General features: G+C 68.7%; 18 protein-coding genes. 8 read left to right on the top strand and 10 right to left on the bottom strand.

The window, feature by feature from the left end:
- Positions 1 to 14: 14 nt before the first annotated feature.
- Positions 15 to 764: an SDR family NAD(P)-dependent oxidoreductase gene (locus ELQ90_RS03525; RefSeq protein ID WP_128493855.1), complete on the bottom strand. Its 750-nt coding sequence runs from the start codon at positions 762 to 764 to the stop codon at positions 15 to 17.
- A 40-nt stretch (positions 765 to 804) separates the two neighbouring features.
- Positions 805 to 1,656 carry a fumarylacetoacetate hydrolase family protein gene (locus ELQ90_RS03530; protein WP_128493856.1) on the bottom strand — a complete coding sequence of 284 codons (852 nt, stop codon included), beginning with the start codon at positions 1,654 to 1,656 and terminating at the stop codon, positions 805 to 807.
- 160 nt (positions 1,657 to 1,816) lie between these two features.
- Between ELQ90_RS03530 and ELQ90_RS03535 the strand changes: the two genes are divergently transcribed.
- The 3 genes from ELQ90_RS03535 (at position 1,817) to ELQ90_RS03545 (ending at position 4,789) form a co-directional block, all read left to right on the top strand.
- Positions 1,817 to 3,127: an L-fuconate dehydratase gene (locus tag ELQ90_RS03535; protein ID WP_128493857.1), complete on the top strand. Its 1,311-nt coding sequence runs from the start codon at positions 1,817 to 1,819 to the stop codon at positions 3,125 to 3,127.
- Positions 3,124 to 4,110: an aldo/keto reductase gene (locus ELQ90_RS03540; RefSeq protein ID WP_243695982.1), complete on the top strand. Its 987-nt coding sequence runs from the start codon at positions 3,124 to 3,126 to the stop codon at positions 4,108 to 4,110. Before ELQ90_RS03535 ends, ELQ90_RS03540 begins: the two co-directional genes overlap by 4 nt.
- 250 nt (positions 4,111 to 4,360) lie before the next feature.
- Entirely contained in the window at positions 4,361 to 4,789 is a 429-nt protein-coding gene (locus ELQ90_RS03545; protein ID WP_128493858.1) for an RbsD/FucU family protein, read from the top strand.
- A gap of 14 nt (positions 4,790 to 4,803) precedes the next feature.
- Here the strand turns inward: ELQ90_RS03545 and ELQ90_RS03550 are convergent, their stop codons facing one another.
- The gene (locus tag ELQ90_RS03550; RefSeq protein ID WP_128493859.1) at positions 4,804 to 5,673 is read right to left on the bottom strand and encodes a sugar phosphate isomerase/epimerase family protein; all 870 of its coding nucleotides are present in this window, start codon (positions 5,671 to 5,673) and stop codon (positions 4,804 to 4,806) included.
- A gap of 202 nt (positions 5,674 to 5,875) precedes the next feature.
- On the opposite strand from ELQ90_RS03550, the gene ELQ90_RS03555 reads away from it, so the two are divergent.
- From ELQ90_RS03555 to ELQ90_RS03575, 5 genes are all read left to right on the top strand, one after another.
- On the top strand, positions 5,876 to 7,381 hold the full coding sequence (locus ELQ90_RS03555) for a sugar ABC transporter ATP-binding protein (protein ID WP_128493860.1): 1,506 nt from the start codon (positions 5,876 to 5,878) through the stop codon (positions 7,379 to 7,381).
- A 70-nt stretch (positions 7,382 to 7,451) separates the two neighbouring features.
- A complete protein-coding gene (locus tag ELQ90_RS03560; RefSeq protein ID WP_128493861.1) occupies positions 7,452 to 8,486 on the top strand; it encodes an ABC transporter permease in 1,035 nt (344 codons plus the stop codon).
- 218 nt (positions 8,487 to 8,704) lie between these two features.
- Positions 8,705 to 9,676: an ABC transporter substrate-binding protein gene (locus ELQ90_RS03565; protein WP_243695983.1), complete on the top strand. Its 972-nt coding sequence runs from the start codon at positions 8,705 to 8,707 to the stop codon at positions 9,674 to 9,676.
- A 119-nt stretch (positions 9,677 to 9,795) separates the two neighbouring features.
- Positions 9,796 to 10,389 carry a DUF2087 domain-containing protein gene (locus ELQ90_RS03570; RefSeq protein ID WP_243695984.1) on the top strand — a complete coding sequence of 198 codons (594 nt, stop codon included), beginning with the start codon at positions 9,796 to 9,798 and terminating at the stop codon, positions 10,387 to 10,389.
- A gap of 94 nt (positions 10,390 to 10,483) precedes the next feature.
- On the top strand, positions 10,484 to 10,753 hold the full coding sequence (locus ELQ90_RS03575) for a hypothetical protein (RefSeq protein WP_128493863.1): 270 nt from the start codon (positions 10,484 to 10,486) through the stop codon (positions 10,751 to 10,753).
- A 173-nt stretch (positions 10,754 to 10,926) separates the two neighbouring features.
- Here ELQ90_RS03575 and ELQ90_RS03580 read toward each other — a convergent pair whose 3' ends face one another.
- The 7 genes from ELQ90_RS03580 to ELQ90_RS03610 all read right to left on the bottom strand — a co-directional run bounded on the left by ELQ90_RS03580 (position 10,927) and on the right by ELQ90_RS03610 (position 18,380).
- Positions 10,927 to 11,139: a hypothetical protein gene (locus ELQ90_RS03580; protein ID WP_128493864.1), complete on the bottom strand. Its 213-nt coding sequence runs from the start codon at positions 11,137 to 11,139 to the stop codon at positions 10,927 to 10,929.
- Between the two features lie 26 nt (positions 11,140 to 11,165).
- Positions 11,166 to 12,011 carry a class I SAM-dependent methyltransferase gene (locus ELQ90_RS03585; RefSeq protein ID WP_208020556.1) on the bottom strand — a complete coding sequence of 282 codons (846 nt, stop codon included), beginning with the start codon at positions 12,009 to 12,011 and terminating at the stop codon, positions 11,166 to 11,168.
- A gap of 112 nt (positions 12,012 to 12,123) precedes the next feature.
- Entirely contained in the window at positions 12,124 to 14,190 is a 2,067-nt protein-coding gene (locus ELQ90_RS03590; RefSeq protein ID WP_128493865.1) for an ABC transporter ATP-binding protein, read from the bottom strand.
- Complete coding sequence (locus tag ELQ90_RS03595; protein WP_128493866.1) at positions 14,190 to 15,923, bottom strand: ABC transporter ATP-binding protein; 1,734 nt, start codon at positions 15,921 to 15,923, stop codon at positions 14,190 to 14,192. Before ELQ90_RS03595 ends, ELQ90_RS03590 begins: the two co-directional genes overlap by 1 nt.
- Positions 15,924 to 16,057: 134 nt before the next feature.
- Complete coding sequence (locus ELQ90_RS03600) at positions 16,058 to 16,945, bottom strand: GntR family transcriptional regulator (protein ID WP_128493867.1); 888 nt, start codon at positions 16,943 to 16,945, stop codon at positions 16,058 to 16,060.
- Positions 16,946 to 16,953: 8 nt separating this feature from the next.
- Positions 16,954 to 17,358, bottom strand: a complete 405-nt coding sequence (rbsD, locus tag ELQ90_RS03605) for a D-ribose pyranase (RefSeq protein ID WP_128493868.1) — start codon at positions 17,356 to 17,358, stop codon at positions 16,954 to 16,956.
- Entirely contained in the window at positions 17,355 to 18,380 is a 1,026-nt protein-coding gene (locus ELQ90_RS03610; RefSeq protein ID WP_128493869.1) for a ribokinase, read from the bottom strand. Before ELQ90_RS03610 ends, rbsD begins: the two co-directional genes overlap by 4 nt.
- Between the last annotated feature and the right edge of the window lie 69 nt (positions 18,381 to 18,449).

Genomic DNA, 18,449 nt, shown 5'->3' on the forward strand with positions numbered 1-18,449 from the left:
TGAGGGAGAGGGACTCACTGGGCGGGGCGGAGGCGAAGCGTCTGCATGCCGCCGTCGACCGCGAGGTCGACACCGGTGGTGGAACCGGACCGCGGACTCGCGAGGTAGGCCACCGCGTCGGCGACCTCGTCGGCGGAGACGAGCCGGCCGTGCGGCTGGCGCGCCTCGAGCGCCGCGCGCTCCGCCTGTGGGTCGGAAGCGGAGTCGAGCAGGCGACCGACCCACGGGGTGTCGGCGGTGCCCGGATTCACGCAATTGACGCGGATGCCCTCGCGGACGTGGTCGGCGGCCATCGCGCGAGTGAGCGCGAGTACGGCGCCCTTCGACGCGCTGTACAGGGCGCGCTGGGGCAGCCCGGCCGTCGCGGCGATCGACGACGTGTTCACGATCGCGGCCGAGGGTGACTCCCGCAGGTGCGGGAGCGCGGCCCGTGCCACGCGCGCCATCCCGATGACGTTGATGTCGAACACGCGCGCCCACTCGGCGTCGTCGTTGTCCGCGACGGTGCCCTGGGCCCCGATCCCGGCGTTGTTCACGACGATGTCGAGCCGCCCGAACTCGTCCACCACCCGCTGCACCGCCGCGCGGACCGAGGCGTCGTCCGACACGTCGGCGTGCACCGACAGGTGCCGCTCGTCGCTCGAGTCGGCCAGGTCGAGGACGCCGACGCGCGCCCCTCCCTCGGCGAGCCGGGCGGCGATCGCCGCACCGATGCCGGATGCTCCGCCCGTGACCACGGCCACGAGTCCGTCGAAATCACCCATGATCCCTGTTGTCCTTTACGTCGATGGTGGAAGGCGTCGCTCAGGGAGCGGCGCTGAACTCCTGGCGCTGCCGGCCGAGACCGTCGATCTCGATCTCGACGACGTCGCCCGGCTGGATGTAGGGGAACCGGCCGGACAGGGCGACTCCCTCGGGAGTGCCCGTGAGCACGAGGTCGCCGGGCTCGAGCGTCATGTACTGGCTGAGGTGCCACACGATGTGGTCGACGCCGAAGATCTGGTCCGCCGTCGAGGAGTCCTGTCGCGGTTCCCCGTTCACCCAGCTGCGCAGCCGCAGGTTCTGGTAGTCGACGTCCTCGGGGGTCACGAGCCACGGCCCCGTCGGGTTGAAGCCCGGCGCGATCTTGCCCTTGGACCACTGCCCGCCGGACTCCTCGAGCTGGAACGTCCGCTCGGAGAGGTCGTTGGCGGTCACGAACCCGGCGATGTGGCCGACGCTGTCGTCGGGTGAGTCCAGGTAACTCGCTCGCTCCCCGATGACGATGCCGAGCTCCACCTCCCAGTCGGTCTTCACGCTGCGTCGCGGGATGTGCACGTGGTCGTTCGGTCCGACGACCGTGTTCGGCACCTTGAGGAAGACGACGGGGACCTCGGGCGGCGCTGAGCCGGACTCCGCGGCGTGCGCGGCGTAGTTCATGCCGATGCAGACGACGGCGCTGGGGCGGACGATCGGGGCGCCGATCCGGAGGGACGCCGCGTCCTCGATCTCCGGGAGCTGGCCGTTCGCCCGGGCCTCCGCGGCGCGAGCGATGCCCTCGCCCGACAGGAAGGCCCCGTCGATGTCGGCGGTGAGCGAGCGGAGATCGAAGGTGGCGTCGCCGTCGAGGAGGACGGGGATCTCCTGGCCCACGGGGCCGAGGCGGGCGAACTTCATCGTGCGATTCCTTCCAGGGGGACGTCGCTGTCGCGAGGGAACATCAGAACTCTAGCGGGGAGAAACGACCCGGGTCAGCCCTGCCGTCCCCCAGCGGCGCAATTGACACTATAGACATCCGATGTTTATGCTCACAGCATCCAACGAAGGAGAACCGTCCGTGAGCATCGTCACTGCCATCGACACGAGCGACATCCGCTTCCCGACCTCGCAACAACTCGACGGCTCCGACGCCATGAACGCCGACCCCGACTACTCGGCCGCGTACCTCCGGATCTCCACCGATGCGGGCGACGGACTCGAGGGGCACGGCTTCGTCTTCACGATCGGCCGCGGCAACGACGTGCAGGTCGCCGCGATCCACGCCCTCCGCGACCACCTCATCGGACGCGACGTCGAGGACCTGCTCGAGAACATGGGTGCGACGTGGCGCGAGTTCGTCTACGACTCCCAGCTCCGTTGGCTCGGCCCGGAGAAGGGCGTCATGCACATGGCGATCGGGGCCGTCGTGAACGCGCTCTGGGACCTCAAGGCGAAACGGGCGGGACTCCCGCTCTGGCAACTTCTCGCCCGCATGACGCCGGAGCAGCTCGTCGAACTCGTCGACTTCCGCTACTTGAGCGACGCGATCACGCCGGCCGACGCCCTCGAGATCTTCCGCGCGGCGGAACCGGGTCGCGCCGAGCGCGAGGCCGCCCTGCTCGCGAGCGGGTACCCCGCCTACACGACGACGCCCGGCTGGCTCGGCTACTCCGACGAGAAACTCGTGCGCCTCGCGAAGGAGGCCGTCGCCGACGGCTTCACGCAGATCAAGCTCAAGGTCGGCGCGAGCCTCGAGGACGACGTCCGCCGCATGCGTCTCGCACGCGAGGCCGTGGGTCCCGAGATCCGCATCGCGATCGACGCCAACCAACGCTGGGACGTCGCCGACGCGATCGAGTGGGTCAATGCCCTCGCCCCATTCGACGTGGCGTGGATCGAGGAGCCGACGAATCCCGACGACGTTCTGGGACACGCCGCGATCGCCCGCGGCGTCGCGCCGATCCCGGTCGCGACCGGCGAGCACGGCGCGAACCGCGTGATGTTCAAGCAGTTCCTGCAGGCGAAGGCGCTCGAGGTGCTGCAGATCGACGCGACACGTGTCGCCGGCGTCAACGAGAACATCGCGATCCTGCTGCTCGCCCACCGCTTCGGCGTGCCCGTCTGCCCCCACGCCGGCGGTGTCGGCCTGTGCGAGGCGGTCCAGCACCTCTCGATGTTCGACGCCGTCGCCCTCTCGGGCGACACGTCGGGACGCGTCATCGAGTTCGTCGACCACCTGCATGAGCACTTCGTGACGCCCGTCGACGTGCACGACGGCGCCTACTGGCCTCCGCTCGCTCCCGGCGCCGGCGCCGAGATGCTCGCGAGCACGCGCGAGGAGTTCACGTTCTCGCCGATGGCCGATGCGCGCGAGGTGATCGCCCGGTGACGGCCCTCCGCGACGCGGCGACGCGTGTGCCCTTCGGCGACCTCACCTACGGGGCCGCGAACGTCGGCAACCTCTTCCGGGCGCTCACCGACGACGAGGCGTTCGCCGTCCTCGACGCCGCGTGGGAGGCTGGCGTCCGCTCCTTCGACACCGCGCCGCACTACGGACTCGGGCTCTCGGAGCGCCGACTCGGCGCCTTTCTGCGCACCAAGCCGCGTGACTCCTTCGTCGTCTCCACGAAGGTGGGACGACTGCTCCGGCCGGATCCCGAGGGTGACGGCGGGCTCGACCTCGACAACGACTTCCACGTGCCGACGGACCTCCGCCGCGAGTGGGACCTGTCCGGCGACGGCATCCGCCGGAGCGTCGCGGAGTCCCTCGACCGGCTCGGTCTCGACCGCGTCGACGTCCTCTACCTGCACGACCCCGAGCGGCACTCGCTCCGGGAGGGGCTCGATTCGGCGATCCCGGCTCTCGCCGGCTTGCGTGACGAGGGTGCCGTGACGGCCGTCGGCGTCGGAGCGATGACGACCGAGGCGCTCACGGCGTCGGCCGAGACCGGCGCGATCGACCTCCTCATGGTCGCGGGCCGGTTCACGCTCGCGGAGCAGCCCGCCGCGTCCGACGTCTTCCCGGCGTGCGAGCGCAACGGCGTCGGCGTGGTCGCCGCGTCCGTCTTCAACTCGGGGCTGCTCGCGCAGGAGAACCCGAGCCGCGACGGTCGTTACGAATACGGCTCGGTCCCCTCCGACGTCCTCGAGCGGGTCACGGCCATCGCGGCCGTGTGCGCCGAGTTCGGCGTCTCGCTGCCGCAGGTCGCGTTGCACTTCGTGCACCGTCACCCGCTCGTCCGCGCGGTCGTCGTGGGTGCGAGCCGTCCGCAGCAGATCCGCCAGAACGCCGAGCGCATCCTCGCTCCCGTTCCCGATGGGCTGTGGGCGCGACTCGAGGAGGACGGTCTCGTGTTCCCCCACGGTCCCTGAGCTTGACGGGTCTTCCGTTCGCCTGACGTCGTCGCCCGTCGACACGAGCGGAACCTCCAGCCCTCCCGTTCTGCAGAACTCGTGGCCCGTGCACAAGCACAGGGACCACACGGGGAAGGGAGGCGGAGCCTCCACTCCGCTTGCGCCTCATCCGATGTCTAATCGTGATCTTCCGCCGTGCAACGCCCTGAAATCCGCCCCGCCCCCCATCTATCATCGGAAACATCCGACCGCTCGAAGGAGAGTGATTGTGCTCGAAGGAATCGATCCCGTCCTGACGGGCGAACTGCTGCTCCACCTCGACAGCATGGGGCACTCGGATTCCGTCGTCGTCGCCGACGCGCACTTCCCCGCGCACCGGATCGGCACGAGGGTCGTCGACCTGCCGACCCTCGCATCCCCTCGGGTCCTCGCCGCGATCCGCTCGGTCGTCCCCCTCGACGACGCTCCCGGCCTCGACCTCATGCGTTCTGCCGACGGCGACGTCCTCGACGTGCAGCGCGAGCTCATCGCCGCGGCGGGCGCGACCGACGAGGACGTGCGCTTCGTCGAGCGCTTCGAGTTCTACGACGTCGCAGCGCCCGCCTACCTCGTCGTTCGCACAGGGGAGACGCGGAAGTACGGCAACGCCATCCTTCGGAAGGGTGTCGTCGGGCACCCGTCGGCGGTCGGCTCGTGACCGCCGCGGTGCTCTCAGTGCAGCGCGATCGTCTCGACGGTGCGCAGGCCGTCGCGGATGAAGCGGTTGGCGTGCGCCGCCAGGTCGTCGCCGTCGTCCCACAGGTTGCGCCACACGCCGAGCGTGTTGCTGAGCGTCGCGCTCACGACCGTCGAGGAGAACGATTCGAAGACGACGGGTCCGTCGTATCCGACGCGGGCGAGGCCCCGGAAGAAGGAGTCGAAGTCGACCGTGCCGGAGCCGAGGTAGCCGCGGTGCGATTCGCCGATGTGGACGTAGCCGAGGCGACGGTCGACGTCGAGGACGGGCTGGATGAGATCCGACTCCTCGATGTTCATGTGGTACGTGTCGAGGTGCACGAACACGTTGCCACGGCCGATCTCGTCGAGGAACCCGAGCGCTTGTCGACCGGTGTTGATGAGGTTCGTCTCGTAGCGGTTGACGACCTCGAGCGAGAGGTCGATGCCGAGGTCGGCGGCCTTCTCGGCGAGTCGTCCGATCGCAGCGGCGCTCGCGGCACGGCCCTCGGCCGTCGGCGGGGTCACGTACTTCTTCATGGCGCTGTAGAGGACGCCGCAGAGCTTCGTCGCCCCGAGGGCGTGCACGATGTCGAGGCACTCCTCGAGGAGTCGCTCGCCGGCGGCGCGCACGGCGGGGTCGTCGCTCGTGAGGTCGGTCGCGTCGCTGAGGCCGAGGGAGGCCGTCGCCGCGATACCGTGCGCGGCGAGCTCCTTCGCGGCGTGCTCGCGGTCGAACGCGAAGGGGTCCATGAGTGGGAACTCGATGAGATCGAAGCCCGCCGCGGCGGTCTTCTCGACGGCGAGCGAGATGCCGTCTCGGTCGAAGGTTCCGGTGAAAACGAGGGCGTGGACGCCGATCTGCACGGGGTGGTCCTTTCTCGGGGATCGTCACTGATCCGGGGGAACGTCGGTGGTTCCCGCCCACACTATTCTTTTCCGACCCCATTAGATACATTTAGGTACAACTTTGGCTCCGAGGCCCCGACGAGTGAGCGCGATCGTGTCGCGTGACCCCGTCGGAGTCTTCGGACCGGACTCGCATCTCTCCAACGAAGCAGGGAGCATCGTGACCACGCATCTGCTCGACGTCGACGGCATCAGCAAGAGCTTCCCCGGCGTCCAGGCACTCAAAGACGTCCAGTTCCGCCTCGATCGCGGTGAGGTCCTCGCGCTCGTCGGCGAGAACGGCGCCGGCAAGTCGAGCCTCATGAAGATCCTCTCGGGCATCTACACGAAGGACGAGGGCACGATCCGTTTCGAGGGGAACGAGGTCGAGATCGACGGGCCGCGCGCCGCGCAGGCCCTCGGGATCTCGATCATCCACCAGGAGATGAACCTCATGCCCCACCTCACGGTGGCGCAGAACATCTACATCGGCCGCGAGCCCCGCAGCCTCGGTGGTTTCGTGCTCCGCGAGCGCGCGCTCAACAAGAAGGCGGCGGAGCTTCTCAAGCGGCTGCGCATCGACCTCGATCCCCGCCAGGAGGTCGGCGAGCTCACCGTCGCGAAGCAACAGATGGTCGAGATCGCGAAGGCGCTCTCCGTCGACTCCAAAGTCCTCATCATGGATGAGCCGACCTCCTCGCTCACCGCCTCCGAGAGCGAGACGCTCTTCCGGCTCATCGAGGGCCTCAAGGCCGACGGCACCGGCATCATCTACATCTCGCACCGCATGGAGGAACTGGGCCGCATCGCCGACCGTGTCACCGTCATCCGCGACGGCCGCTACGTCGGCACCCTCGAGAAGGGCTCCTTCGACGTCCCGACGATCATCGAGATGATGGTCGGTCGTCACATCGACGAGAACGCGCGGCCCGCCGTGATCGACACGCACGGCAACGACGTCGTCCTGAAGGTCGAGAACCTCAGCACGCGCAACGTCGTGAACGACGTGAGCTTCGAGCTGCGGCGGGGCGAGATCCTCGGGTTCGCCGGCCTCATGGGTGCCGGTCGCACCGAGGTGGCGCGCGCCATCATCGGCGCCGACCCGAAGTCGAGCGGCACGATCACGATCAACGGCAAGGTCGTCTCGATCTCGAAACCGACGGACGCCGTGCGACACGGAATCGGCTACCTCTCCGAGGACCGGAAGGCGCTCGGTCTCCTGCTGGGCCAGACGGTGAGCGAGAACATCCTGCTGCCGTCGCTTCCGAACTTCACGAACCCGCTCGGCTTCGTGCAACCGGCGAAGGGGAAGAACGTCGCGAAGCGCTACGTCGACCAGTTGAAGATCAAGACGCCGTCCGTCCAGCAGGTCACGAAGCTCCTCTCCGGCGGCAATCAGCAGAAGGTCGTCATCGCCAAGTGGCTCGAACGCGATTGCGACATCCTCATCTTCGACGAGCCGACGCGCGGCATCGACGTCGGTGCCAAGGATGAGATCTACGCGCTCCTCAACGATCTCGCGGCGCGCGGCAAGTCGATCATCGTGATCTCCTCGGAGCTGCCCGAGGTACTCCGCCTCTCGCACCGCATCGCCGTCATGGCGACGGGGCGCATCACGGGCTTCCTCGACAACGAGAAGGCCACCCAGAACTCCGTCATGGAACTCGCGACGCGAGGCCACGAATGAGTGCCACCCGACCCCGCGCCTCGAGCGCGACCAACGCCACCTCAGCCGTCCCTGGAGAGAGAGCTCACCGATGACCACCTCCACGCCCCCCACCCCCACCGCGTCGGCGAAGAACCCCGAGCAGATCAATCCGCCCGGGGGCACCGAGCGTCGCCCGATCGGTCAGGTGCTGCGCAGCCAGCTGCAGCAGTCCCTCGCCTTCGCGACGCTCGTCGTGCTCATCATCTTCTTCTCGATCTCGAGCAGCAGCTTCTTCACGGTGAGCAACATCTCGGGCATCCTCCTCTCGACGGCCGTCATCGGGATCCTCGCGGTCGGCACGACCTTCGTGATCATCACGGGCGGAATCGACCTGTCGATCGGTACCGGCATGACATTGTGCGCGGTCATGACGGGTGTCTTCATCACGGATATGGGTCTCCCGCTCGTCGTCGGTGTGATCGGCGGCATCGCGACGGGTGCCCTCATGGGGCTCATCAACGGCCTCAACATCACGTTCCTCGGCCTGCCGCCCTTCATCGCGACCCTCGCGATGATGCTCATCGCCCAGGGACTCGCGCTCGTGATCTCGGGCGTCGCTCCCATCTACTTCGCGGAGCAGGCGTTCAAGGACATCGCTCTCGGGACGCTCATCCCGGGGCTCCCGAACGCCGTGCTCATCCTGTTCGCGTGCGCCATCGTGGCGTACGTCGTCCTGAGCAAGACGATCCTCGGTCGCTACACGTTCGCGATCGGCTCCAACGAGGAGGCGACGCGTCTCTCCGGCGTGAACACGCGCAAGTGGACGATCCTCATCTACACGGTCGCGGGCATCTTCACCGGCATCGCCGGTGTCGTCATCGCCGCCCGGCTCGGCTCGGCGCAGCCGCAGCTGGGCACGGGATACGAACTGCAGGCCATCGCGGCCGTCATCATCGGCGGCACGTCGCTGCTCGGCGGGCGTGGTTCGATCCTCGGAACACTCATCGGCGCGCTCATCATGAGCGTGCTCATCAACGGCCTGCGCATCCTGTCGATCCAGACGGAGTGGCAGAACGTCGTGGTCGGAATCGTGATCCTCGTGGCGGTCTTCACCGATTCGCTCCGTCGGCGTCGCGAAGCCTGACCCCTCCCACTCGGAACGGCCGATCGGCGAGGCGCCGAGCGGCCGGATTCCGTCCGATACTGAAATCGGTTACACCCGCGCCGATCCGGGCGAGGTAACGATCCTGTATCTACATGGCTCAACCCCACCACAACGCCTCACCCCCGAATACCGTAAAGAGCCCAGCAGAGGTGCTGGGACCCGAGAACAATGGAGTTTCGATGAAGAACGCTAGGAAAATGTCGGTCCTCGCGACCGCAGCCATCGCGGTGGTCGCCCTCGCCGGATGCGCTCAGGGCGGCAGCGCCGGGAGCGGTGGCGACGCGGGCAGCGGCGACAAGCCGTACATCGCGATGATCTCCAAGGGCTTCCAGCACCAGTTCTGGCAGGCCGTGAAGCAGGGCGCCGAGGAGCGCGCCGAGGAGCTCGGCGTCGAGATCACCTTCGAGGGGCCCGCGTCCGAGACCGAGGTCGACGCGCAGTTGCAGATGCTGCAGGCGGCCATCGACAAGAGCCCAGACGCGATCGCCTACGCGGCCCTCGACCCCGAGGCCTGCATCCCCCTCATCGACGCCGCCGGTGCCGCAGAGATCCCCGTCGTGCAGTTCGACGCCGGTTGCGACTCCGACGTGCCCCTCAGCATCGCCAAGACCGACAGCCTGGGCGCCGGCGCCCTCGCCGCCGACCACATGGCCGAGCTGATCGGCGAGGAGGGCGAGGTCGCGATCGTCGGCCACAGCCAGATCAACTCGACGGGTGTCGAGCGTCGTGACGGTTTCGTCGAGCAGATGGAGGCCGAGTACCCGGACATCGAGATCGTCGACATCCAGTACGGCGACGGCGACCACCTGAAGTCGGCTGACATCGCGAAGGCGATGATCGCGGCCCACCCCGACCTCAAGGGCATCTACGGCACGAACGAGGGCTCGGCCGTCGGCGTCGTGAACGCGCTCACCGAGCTCGGCATGAACGGCGACGACCTCACGGTCATCGGCTTCGACTCCGGCAAGGCCCAGATGGACGCGATCACGAACGGTCTCATGGCTGGTGCGATCACGCAGAACCCCATCGGCATCGGTGCGGAGACCGTCCAGGCGGCGTACGACGCCATCAACGGCGACACGCCCGAAGAGGTCATCGACACCGGTTACTTCTTCTACGACGCGGAGAACATGAAGGACGAGGAGATCGCGGCCGTCCTCTACGAGTAGGCCGTCCGTCAGACCCGAGGGCGGGGGTGGTGTGCGTCTCGACGCGCACCACCCCCGTTTTCACGTGCCGAGGGGACGACGACGCACGCGGTGTCGGACCGGGGTACTAGCGTGGATGCGTGAGTGAGCTCAGCCGATCGGAACGTCGTCAGAACGCGTCATCGCCGGGCGCCCGGCAACGCGCCCACTCCGAGCTGAACGCGTGGCGCCGCATCGTCGGGATCCTCGCGAACGACGAGGCCCGGGGCGTCTACGCGCGCATCGTCCTCGGCGAACCCGTCACGGAGGAGGCGACCGGTCTGCGTGAGCGCCGCCTCGGTCGTGTGCTCGCGAACCTCGTCGACAGCGGCCTCGTGAGCGAGGACGAGGGAGCCCTCGTCGCGTCCGGCGAGATGTTCCGGTCGATGCTCGCGGCGGAGCCCGTCCAGCGGGCCACGGGCGTCGACCGCTTCCTCCGCGACGGGCGCATCGAGCAATACCCCGCGTCGGCCGGCGAGCGCCGCGAACTCCTCGAGTGGGTCGTCGGCGAGGCGTTCGAGCCGGGTGCCCAGCTCACCGAGGGCGACGTCAACGAGCGCCTCGAACGGTTCACGGACGACGTCGCCGTGCTGCGCCGCTACCTCGTCGACCACGAGCTGCTCGAGCGCACTCCCTCCGGGTCGACCTACGTGGCCGTCGCCGCTGATCAAACGTCACCCCCCGACCGGTCGTGAAACCTGAAAGGGGGCGGACCGGAGCCGGAGCCGCGCCGTCATGACGCGCGGGTCCCGGGGTCTCTCAGGTGAGAACCCGAAAGGACACCGAACCATGAACATCCTCGTCGACGAGTGCAGCGTCTGGACCACCGCGCTCAAGGCCGACCGGCTCCTGAACCGGCTCCCCGCCGAACAGATCGCCCACCTGGGCGACGGCTTCGAGTGGGACGTCACGGAGTCCGACGTCGCCATCGCCCGCCGCTACCTCATCGGCGCTCGTGTCCGCGCGATCGCGCTCGGTCGGGAGATCGCCCGGATGGCGACGGCCCCCGACGGCGTTCTCCTCGAGCACCCGACGCTCAAGGCCCTCGCCCCGGCGTGACCGTGACGGCTTAGCGGTCAGCGCGACGAGACCAGGGAGCGCGCGGGATTCGACACGAGCATCGTGTCGACGACCTCGTGCGCGATGAGGGCCCGCGGCCGCGGGAGGTGGCGCGGGCCGAGGGAGCCGTGTTCCGGAATGCCACCGGACGTCCGGCTCAACAGCGCATGTCGTCACACGTTCGTGGTCGGGCCGTCGGTCGCATCGGGTCGTCGCAGGATGCGGCGGATCGCGGCGGTGAGTCGCGCCCATTGACGATCGCTGAACTCGTTCGAGAGCGCTTGCGTCTCGCGACCGAGGTCGCCGCCGCTCATGATCGCCTCGATCGCGGCCCGCGCACGTTCCTCCTGCTCGGCGGCCCGCCGCGCCCGTTCGTCCTTGTCCACGCGGCGAGCCTACAAGCGGGCCGTCGTCATTCCCCCGGCTTGACCGCTTGCAGCGTGTACGAGAGCGGTGCGACGCCGTCGAGCCTCGCGAGCCGGTACTCGCCGTCGCCGGCGTCGACCATCTGGCCGGGGAGTGCCTCCCACGGCACGGTCCGGTGCTCGACGAGCCCCGTGATCTGGAGGCCGTGGTCGAGGAGCGCCGTGACGATCTCCCCGAGTCCGTGGTTCCACTCGTACGTCGTCGTCGCGGTGAGGGGGCGCTCCGTCGCGACGTATGTCGAGTCGTCGTCCCACTCGAGAGGCTCGTCCGGCTCGAAGTAGGGGAAGCGGAGGTGCAGGTCGTCGTCGAGCGTCTCGTTCATCGACCACAGGATCGGGTGCGCCTCCCGGATGAAGAGCCGGCCGCCGGGTCGCAGCAGCGCGGCGACCGTCACGGCCCAGCGGTCGATGCTCGGAAGCCAGCAGAGCGCACCGATGCCCGTGTAGACGAGGTCGAAGCTCCCGGAATCGAGCACGTCCGTCGCCGCGTAGACGTCGCTCTCGACGAAGTCGACCTCGTCGCCCGTGCGCGCGACGAGGTCGCGTGCCTTCTCGATGGAGACGGAGGAGAAATCGAGGCCTGTCACGCGAGCGCCGAGCCGGGCGAGCGACAGAGTGTCCGTGCCGATGTGGCACTGCAGGTGCGCGGTGCGGAGACCTGTGACGTCACCGAGCCGCTCGCGATCAAAGCTCACGACGTCGGACAGCGCTCCCGGGTCGGAGACGTAGCGGTCGATGCCGTACCCGAGACCGCCCTCCTGCGCGTGGACGGCGGCGCGATCGTCCCAGTTGGCGCGATTGGCCTCGCGGTGAAGCCCCAATGGTTCCGACATGAGCGACCTCGTCATTCCGCTCGACTGTCGAGCCGACCAGCCTATCGGCGCGTCCGGCGAACGTGCATCCTCCATCGGCCGGTGCGACGACGCCGAGCTCGGTCTCCGGTCGTCAGGCCTTTCGGTCGCCGTCCAGGGGTGACACCGTGACCGGCGAGGACGCCGTGACTTCCGGCCGGTGCTCCTCGCTCTCTCCGCCCCGGAACTGCGTCATGTAGAGCGTGTAGTAGGCGCCGCGGCGCTCCAGCAGGCGCTCATGGTTGCCCTGCTCGACGATGCGACCGTTCTCCATCACGAGGATCGTGTCCGCGTCACGGATGGTCGACAACCGGTGCGCGATCACGAACGACGTGCGATCGGTGCGTAAGGCGGCCATCGCGTGCTGGACGAGGAGCTCCGTACGTGTGTCGACGGACGAGGTGGCTTCGTCGAGGATGAGCAGTGACGGTTGCGCGATGAACGCGCGGGCGATCGTGATCAGCTGTCGTTCCCCGGCGGAGATGGTGCCGCCGTCCGCGTCGATGACGGTGTCGTAGCCGTCGGGCAACTGACGGACGAAGCGATCGACCATTGTGGCGTTCGCCGCCTCGGTGACCTCGTCGTCCGTCGCATCGAGTCGGCCGTACCGGATGTTCTCGCGGATGGTGCCCTCGAACAGCCACGCGTCCTGCAACACCATGCCGACTTGCGAGCGCAGATCGGCGCGCGACAGCGTCGTGACGTCGATGCCGTCGAGGAGGATGCGCCCACCGTTCAACTCGTAGAACCGCATCACGAGGTTGACGAGCGTGGTCTTGCCGGCCCCCGTGGGGCCGACGATCGCGACGGTCTGACCCGGTTCCACCGAGAACGAGAGGTCCTCGATGAGCGGGTTGTCCTCCGCGTAGCGGAAGGTCACTCCCTCGAACTCCACGTGCCCGTTCGTGCGACCGGGGAGCGTCGAGGTCGGTGACTCGGGCGTCTCTTCGTCCGCATCGAGCAGCTCGAAGGTGCGCTCGGCCGACGCGACACCCGACTGCAGCATGTTCGCCATCCCCGCGAGCTGGCTGACCGGCTGGGAGAACTCGCGCGAGTACTGGATGAAAGCGGTCGCGTCGCCGAGCGTGAGCTGACCGGACGCGACGCGCAGGCCGCCTGCGACGGCGATGAGCACGTACGAGAGGTAGGACACGAACATCATCGCCGGCATGATGATGCCCGAGACGAACTGGGCGCCGAACGACGCCCGGTAGAGCTTCTCGTTGCGGTCGTGGAACTCGGCGAGCATCTCGCGGTCGCGACCGAACACGCGAACGAGCTCGAGGCCCGAGAACGACTCCTCGATGTGGCCGTTGAGCGATCCCGTGTTCTTCCACTGCGCCGCGAACAGCTTCTGCGACCGCACACCGATGACGCCGGCGATGATCGCGGAGAGCGGAAGCGAGATGAGGGCGATGAGCGCGAGCTGCCACGAGACGATGAACATCATCGCCGCGATGCCGATGATCGTGAGCACCGACTGCACGAGTTGCGAGAACGCCTGCTGCAGTGCTTGCTGGATGTTGTCGACGTCGTTCGTGACGCGCGACATGATGTCGCCGCGCTGTCGCGTGTCGAAGTAGCTGAGCGGCAACCGGTTGAGCTTGGCCTCGATGTCCTGCCGCAACCGGAAGACCACGCGCATGACGAGCGCGTTGAGGATGAAGCCCTGCGCCCACATGAGCGTCGACGCGATGATGTAGAGGAACAGCACGATGAGGATCAGGCGACCCAGTTCGGTGAAGTCGATGCCCTGACCCGGTACGATCTGCGCCTTCTCGAGCAGGTCGGCGAAGTCTCCGCGACCGTCCGAACGCGCCTGCTCGACGACCTGATCGAGGGGGGCGCCCTCCGGCAGTTGCGACCCGATGACGCCGTTGAAGATGACGTCCATCGCCTGGCCGAGAACCTTCGGTGCGATCACGGTGAGGACGACGGACACGGTGACGAGGGCCACGACGAGCCACATCTTCACCTTCTCCGGCGCGAGCAGCCCGAAGAGTCGTTTCGCCGACGGCCAGAACTGCTGTGCCTTGCGCGGCGGGGTGCCGCCGAACATGTCGCCGTCGGCCTCGGTCGGCTGGAACTCCTCGTCGGCGACGGCCGTGGCCGCGGCTCCCGTGACGCCCGTCTCGGCGTCGGTCTTCTTCCGGCGGACCATCAGGCCACCCCCTCCACGCTCAACTGCGACTCGACGATCTCGCGGTAGGTGTCGCTCGACTCGAGCAGCTCGTCGTGGGTTCCCCGTGCGACGATGCGACGGGCGTCGAGGACGAGGATCTGGTCCGCCTCGCGGATGGTGGACACACGCTGGGCCACGATGATGACGGTCGCGCCTCCCGTCGCCTCGCCGAGCGACGCCCGGAGTCGCGCGTCGGTCGCGACATCGAGTGCGGAGAAGGAGTCGTCGAAGAGGTAGACGCGCGGCTTCGCGACGAGGGCACGCGCGATGCAGAGCCGCTGCCGCTGCCCGCCCGAGACGTTCGTGCCGCCTTGCGAGATCGGGGTGTCGAGTCCTTCGGGCTTCGCGTTCACGAAGTCGGCACCCTGAGCGACGCCGAGCGCCTCCCACAGCTCCGGGTCCGTCGCGTCGTCGCGACCGAACCGCAGGTTGGACGCGACCGTTCCGGAGAAGAGGTACGGCTTCTGCGGGACGAGGCCGACGACCGAGGCGATCTGCTCGCGCGAGAGCTGCGAGACGGGCACGTCGTCGATCGTGATCGACCCCGACTGCGGGTCCATGAGCCGGGGGATGAGGGTGACGAGGGTGCTCTTCCCCGCTCCCGTCGACCCCACGATCGCCGTGGTCTTGCCCGGTTCCGCCGTGAACGAGAGGTTCTCGAGCACGGGCCGTTCCGCCCCCGGGTACCCGAAGGTGACGTCGCGGAACTCCACGCGCCCGACCGTGGGCGTCCTGGCGTCCCCACGCGGTGCCGTGAGCGCCGTCTCGGTGCCGAGGACCTGCTGGATGCGCTCGGCGCACACGACGGCTCGGGGGATCATCATGACCATGAAGACGCCCATCATGACGGCGGTGAGGATCTGGAGGAGGTACTGGAGGAATGCCGTGAGCGAGCCGACCTGCATCTCGCCGGCCTCGACGCGCTGACCGCCGAACCACAACACGGCGGCAGTGGCGAGGTGCAGCACCATCATGATGACGGGGAACATGAGGACGAAGACGTTGCCGACGCGCACCGAGACGCGGGTGAGTCTCTCGTTCGCCGTGCGGTAGCGCTCCGATTCGTACGGCTCACGCACGAAGGCGCGGATGACGCGGATACCGGTGATCTGCTCGCGCAGGACCCCGTTGATGCCGTCGATGCGGTCCTGCATGAGGCGGAAGAGGGGGAGCAGGATGCCGACGAGCACACTCACGATGATGAAGAGCACGGGCACGGAGACCCACACGAGCCACGAGAGCCCGACGTCTTCCCGCAGCGCCATGATGATGCCGCCGACGCACATGATGGGGGCCGAGACCATGAAGTTGAGCGTCATGAGCACGAGCATCTGCACTTGCTGAACGTCGTTGGTGCCGCGCGTGATGAGGGTCGCCGTGCCGAAGCCGCCGATCTCGAGCGCGCTCAACTCGTCGACCTTGCGGTAGACGTCGCGCCGCAGGTCGCGCCCGACGGCCATGGCCGTACGCGCGCCGAAGTAGACACCGCCGACGGCCGTGACGACCTGCACGACGCACACCGTGAGCATCGTCATGCCGGTGGCCCAGATGAAATCGGTGTCGCCACGGGCGACTCCGCGGTCGATGATCTCCGCGTTGAGGCTCGGGAGGTACAGGGCCGCGATGGTGGAGAGCAATTGGAAGACGAACACGGCCGCGACGAAGCGCGTGTAGGGCTTCGCGTAGCGCAAGGAGATGGAGAGAAGAGCCACGGGTCGGTCCGTTCTGATCATGCCGCGGAGCAGCACCCGCGAGCGTACTCCGGACACCCGACGTTGCACATCCGCCGTGTGGATGAGACCGCGGGGGAGTGGAGCGACCAGGCGGAGCGGAGCGCCCCGGCTGATCACAGCCCGGTGTGACGCAGTTCCGCTGTGCTCACGTCGCCCGCCGACGCGCGCAGCTGGAACTCGAAGCGGCTCCGGTCGCCGCGGTGGTACGCGACGAAGACCTCGATGGGCCGCCCGTCCTCGTCCATGCTGACGCTCCGCAGCACGAGCAGCGGTTGGCCGACCCCGACCTTGAGGAGCCGGCCGTGCGTCTCGTCCGCGATGGTCGCCTCGGCCGAACGAACGCCCTCGACGGCGCGGATGCCGTGTTCGGCCAGCAGGCCGTAGAGGGATCGGTCGCGGAGGTCGGCCGACTCGGCGTGCACGCCGATCGCCTCGGGCAGCCACGTCGTGCTGAGCGACCACGGCTCCCCGTCGACGAAGCGCAGTCGCTCGATCACGAGGACCCGGGCGCCGACGGGGACGCGCAACTGCGCCGCGATGTCCTCGTCCGCCGGTTCGAACTCCTGGCGGCGCACTTCGCTGTGCACGTGGCCGCCACGCGCGGCGACCTCCTCGTACAGGCCGGCGAGGGTGTGGACGAGGCTCTCCGGCGTCTTCTGGTGGGCGACGAACGTGCCCTTGCCCTTGACCCGCTCGATGACGCCCTGGTGCTCGAGTTGCGCGAGCGCCTGCCGGACGACGGTCCGCGACACCCCGAACTCCTCGCACAAGCGGTGCTCCCCGGGGAGCAGATCGCCGGGGCCGAGCCCGCGCTGCTCGATCGTCTCGATGATGCGGGCGCCGAGCTGCCGGTACATCGGCACAGGGGCCTCGCGGTCGATCGCGCCCGTGACGGGGGCTCCGCGTGCGCGGCGTGGCCGCGTGGCCGAGCGGGCCGCGCGCGCCGGAGCTCCCGGGGCGTCGAAGCCCTCGGAATCGATGGTCGTCGCGGCGGAGGTCATCTCGCGCCTCAGTAGGCCACGCCGGCCGTCAGGATGACGTTGGCGTATGGCGTGAACTCGCCGGACCGCACGAAGGCGCGCGCCGAACGGGTCAGCTCCTTGAACTCGATGTGGGGCACGAACACGATCTCGACGCCGAGCGGCTCGAGCCGTTCGCGCAGCGCGGCGAGCATGCCGGGACTGCGCTCGGCGATCTCGCGGGAGACCGTCGCGCCCTCGATGACCATCTCGGCGAGCACGGTGTCGAGCACGTCGAGGAAGGCAGGGGCGCCGGGGCGGTACGCGAGGTCGATGCGTTCACTCCCTGGCGGGATCGGCAGCCCGGCATCGGTGACGACGATGCCGTCGGTGTGGCCGGTCTCCGAGATCACGCGGGAGAGCTGTGGGTTGATGGTCGTGGCGGTGCGTCTCATGGCCGTGCTCCGTTCTCGGCGGCGATTCGGGCGGGGTCGACGGCAGCATCGGTGGTGGCGCCGGCCGTGGACAGCAGGGCGTCGACGTCCGCGCGGGAGGGCAGGCTCGGCGACGCTCCCCGGCGTGTGACGGCGATCGCGCCGGCGGCTGTCGCGACGCGAACGGCGTCCTCGAGCGGGGAACCGGCCGCGAGCGCGGCGCCGAGATAGCCGGCGAATGCGTCGCCCGCCGCGGTCGTGTCGACCGGCGTGACCGGGATCGCCGGCAGGTGGGTCACGCCGTCGTCCGAGACGATCGTGACACCGTCGCCCGCTCGCGTCACGATCGCGTGCGTCACTCCTCTGTCGAGGAACCACCGTCCGGCGGCGGTCGCGGTCGCGTCGTCGACGACCGAGATGCCGGTGAGGATCGCGGCTTCGGTCTCGTTCGGCGTCACGATGTCGACAAGAGGCCAGATCGCGTCGTCGAGGGCCTGCGCCGGGGCCGGATCGAGGACGGCCGTGAGACCGAGTCGCTTCGCGGCGGAGACCGTGTGGTGAGTCAGCCGGTAGGGCGTCTCGAGCTGTGTGAGGAGGACGGAGCACGTCGAAGCCGACGCCGCGAAGGCCTCGTCGATGTGGTGCTCGTCGAGCGAAGCGTTGGCGAGCGGGACCATGACGATGTCGTTCTCGCCCGAGGCGTCGACGCGGATGTGCGCGATCCCGGTCGGCCCCTCCACGGAACGCACGAACGTCGTGTCGACGCCGGCGTCGACGAGCCCCTCGGTCACGAGGTCGCGGAAGAGGTCGCTGCCGACACACGCGACCATCACGGCGGGCGCACCCGCGAGACCCGCTGCGACGGCCTGGTTCGCTCCCTTGCCGCCGAGCACGAGCGTGAAGTCGTCGCCGAGGATCGTCTCGCCGCGAGCGGGGAGTCGGCCGGAGAACGTCGTCAGGTCGGCCGTGACGCTGCCGACGATGAGTACGCCGGAGCGGTCCGTCGAGGCGGGCGCGGCGGTGGGATCGCCGTGAGGGGACATCGGTGGCCTTTCGGTCGGGCGGCGGACGGTTCGCGGAAGCGCCGGTCCGCCGACGCTGACACCTGAACC

Origin of the sequence: Labedella phragmitis (genome assembly GCF_004078635.1) — a bacterium.
GTDB classification, from domain to species: domain Bacteria; phylum Actinomycetota; class Actinomycetes; order Actinomycetales; family Microbacteriaceae; genus Labedella; species Labedella phragmitis.